Source organism: Intrasporangium sp. (assembly GCF_030452765.1).
Classification (GTDB): domain Bacteria; phylum Actinomycetota; class Actinomycetes; order Actinomycetales; family Dermatophilaceae; genus Intrasporangium_A.
This window is the reverse complement of record NZ_JAKDLO010000300.1, coordinates 1-3,149: the sequence shown is the minus strand read 5'-3', so window position 1 is coordinate 3,149 and position 3,149 is coordinate 1. Positions and strand designations below refer to the sequence as shown.

2 protein-coding genes and 1 pseudogene are annotated in these 3,149 nt (G+C 69.0%); 2 read left to right on the top strand and 1 reads right to left on the bottom strand.

Translation table 11 applies throughout. The annotated features are described in order from the left end of the window. Both L0H79_RS21720 and istB read left to right on the top strand, forming a co-directional pair. A pseudogene (locus tag L0H79_RS21720) lies at nucleotides 1-357 on the top strand (IS21 family transposase); the annotation flags it as partial. 113 nt (nucleotides 358-470) lie between these two features. Next, nucleotides 471-1,250 carry an IS21-like element helper ATPase IstB gene (istB, locus tag L0H79_RS21715; RefSeq protein ID WP_301486836.1) on the top strand — a complete coding sequence of 260 codons (780 nt, stop codon included), beginning with the start codon at nucleotides 471-473 and terminating at the stop codon, nucleotides 1,248-1,250. Between the two features lie 280 nt (nucleotides 1,251-1,530). On the opposite strand, the gene L0H79_RS21710 is transcribed toward istB, so the two are convergent. Further along, on the bottom strand, nucleotides 1,531-2,835 hold the full coding sequence (locus L0H79_RS21710) for a serine hydrolase (RefSeq protein ID WP_301486835.1): 1,305 nt from the start codon (nucleotides 2,833-2,835) through the stop codon (nucleotides 1,531-1,533). Nucleotides 2,836-3,149 lie beyond the last annotated feature (314 nt).

Genomic DNA, 3,149 nt, shown 5'->3' with positions numbered 1-3,149 from the left:
ATCCTCCACGAGCACTACGGGGGCCCCAGGCCCACCGCCCCGGCCAGGGCGATCCGCCCGAAAACCACGGCCGAGAAGAACTTCTGCGCCCTCGGCCTGGCCGCGGAGGCGTTCATCGCTGGCGCCGCCGCAGCCGGGCATACCCGCCTCGGGCCCGAGCTGGCCGAGCTGGACACCCTGGCCGCCGCCCACGGCAAGCCAGTGTTCGTCGCGGCGCTCGAACGGGCCGTAGCGTTCAGCCGGTGGAAAGCCGCGGACGTCCGCTCGATCCTCGCCGCCGGCGTCGGCACCCCCCACCCCAGGACCGCAGGGGATGCCCTCGTGATCGACCTACCCACCAGCTCGGGCCGGTCCCTGTCCGAGTACGCGCCCAACGCTGGCGGGGGCCGCCTCGACACGGAACTAACTGCAACGACAGGGAATCAGCACCAGCCAGACCACGCTCCGGTCACACGTGAGGTGGTGTCATCATGCGCGCCACGAGCCCCCCGGCGCTGCCGGCGGACCTGACCGCCGGGCTGCGCCGGCTCAAGCTGGCCACGATCCGCCAGCTCGCCCCCGAGCTGCTGCTCACCGCGAAGACCCAACGCTGGACCCCGGAAGAGGTGCTACGCGCGCTCATCGAGGCCGAGATCGCCGCCCGCGACGCCTCCAACGAACGGGCCCGGCTCAAAGCCGCCGGGTTCCCCGTCCTGAAAACGGTCGAAGAGTTCGACCTGACCCTCTCCTCGATCCCCGCCCCGACCTTCGCGTACCTCACCAGCCTCGAGTGGATCGACGCGAAGGAGAACCTCGCCCTGATCGGGCCAGCCGGGGCCGGTAAGACCCACACCCTGATCGCGCTCGGTCACGCCGCCGTCACCGCCGGCCACAAGGTCAAGTACCTCACCGCCGCCGACCTCGTCGAAAGCCTCTACCGCGGCCTCGCGGACAACACCGTCGGCAAGACCATCGAGGCCCTACTACGCCACGACCTGCTCCAGATCGATGAGGTCGGCTTCGCCCCACTGGATGACACCGGCGCCCAGCTGCTGTTCCGGCTCGTCGCCGCCGCCTACGAACGCCGCGCCCTCGGGATCGCCTCGCACTTCTCCTACGAGGACTGGGGCCGGTTCCTGCCCGAACACACCACCGCCGTCAGCATGCTCGACCGGCTCCTGCACCACGCCACCACCGTGGTCACCAGCGGCCAGTCCTACCGCATGCGCGAAGCCCGAACCCGGACCGGAGGTGCACCCCGCAACCCGTGAACAACCGCGAGGGGCCGGGGACTTTCACCTAGCCACCAGCGGGGACCCAAGCTTGGCCATTGACAGCCGCATGCGGATCTCGTTGAGGCGCTATTTCGGGAGATCTGCGAAACCCTAAGTGTTAAGCGCCCGCCCCATACTCGCTCCAACAGATGTCAGGAGAGCGCGAACTGCGGCTATTGGCGTCCGTCGGCCTGCCGCTCCGGTCACGCGAGTCCGGGTCGTGATGCACACGAGTCGAGAGTCCTCGTCCGGGCGCGAAGTGACGTCGGGGTGTGTTTCAGCGACGCAGTGCCGGTGCCTGCGTCGTGGCTGCAGAGCCACGCAGCGCCTGCGCGAGCTGACCGGCCGCCTTCTTCTTCGCGGTCGCGCTAACGGGCCGTGGGCAGGTCTGGCTGAACGCGTCGATGAGGAAGTCGTTGGCGAGCTTGGCCGTCGGCGGGGCTGCGGTGAGGTAGTCGCGGCCGGTGAAGTTCACGCTCGCCTGCCGCTTGCCATCCGGCGAGGTGAACGCCGTTGAGAGCGTGCCGAACGTCGCTCCGTCGTGGCCGTAGAGGTACTGCTGCTGGCCCTTCGGCCCTGGGCACGGGTCGCCGACGAGGTAGATGCCCAGCCCGTATGCCGGGTCGCCGGCCTTCACGGTCCGCGGGGTGGCCATGTTGCGGACCAGGTTCATCCGCAACAACTGGCCGGTGAACAGCGCTCGGTAGAACCGGTCGAGGTCGGGTGCGGTGGAGACGACCGCACCGGCGGAGGAGAAGACGGAGGGGTTGGTCGCGTCGAAGTTATACGGCCGCTCGAAGAGGGCGTACTCGCTCAGGTGCGTCCAACGGAACCCGGGCAGCCGCGTCGGGTAGGTACTGCTTCGCATCCCGGCGGGCACGAAGATGCGGTTCCGGAGCAGGTGTGCGACCGAGCGTTGGGTGGCCTGCTCGAGCATCATCCCGACCACTACGTACTCAGTGTTGGAGTACGAGTAGTCGGTGCCCGGCCGGAACAGCCAGGGCTGCTTCAAGGCCACGGCGACGAGCTGCGCGTCCGTGTAGGGCCGGTGCAGGACCGTCAGCAGCTGATCGGGGGTCTGCGGTCCGGCCAAGAGCGTGCCGAAGTAGTCCGGCAGGCCGGAGCGGTGGCTCAGCAGCTGTTCCAGCGTCACCAGCTCGTGCCCGGGCAGCAGGCCAGGCAGGACGTCACCGACCCGAGTCGTCAGCTTCCACCTGCGCGCCTGGACCTGCTGCATGGCCAGCGTGGCGATCATCGTCTTGGTGATGCTGCCCACTCGGAACGTGTCGCCGGGCCGGGCCGTGCGGGCCGCATCGATCGAGCGCACTCCGGAGGCACCTTGCCACCACTGGTGACTGCCGCGGGCAGCGCCAACCACGGCGATGGCGCTGGCCTGGGTGACGAGGTCGAGGTCGTGCTGCAGCGTTTCGCCGTCCATACCGTGTCCCGCGCCAGGCGAGGGACGTGCAGGGGTGGGACTGCTGGCGGCCAGGGCCGGTGCCGTCACGGCGCCCATCGAGCAGGCAAGGGCGGCGAGTGCTGCGACGGCGATCTTGCGGCCAGAACGAATGCTGAATGCCATGACGATCCTCCCGAGAGCCTTGCAATCTCTCCTACCTATCACAGCAGGTGCCCCCGTGGCGCCGAGCGCGAGGCCCGCGTCGATACGAGTGCCCCGAGCCGGAAGCCGCCCGTGCCCCACCCTCGGATCAGAGTCGAACGTCTGACGGAGTACCGCATCGGCTCAGTACGCGGTGCGGTAGACAACCACCCGCGCAACTGGGTTTGCGCGTAGATCTGGCGAGGGGACGAGGGCGATGTTGCTCGAGCCCCGAGCGGCGGAGTCGGACGAGCGTAGCCGTCCTCAACCCATGAGAGTCGGACGAGCGTAGCCGT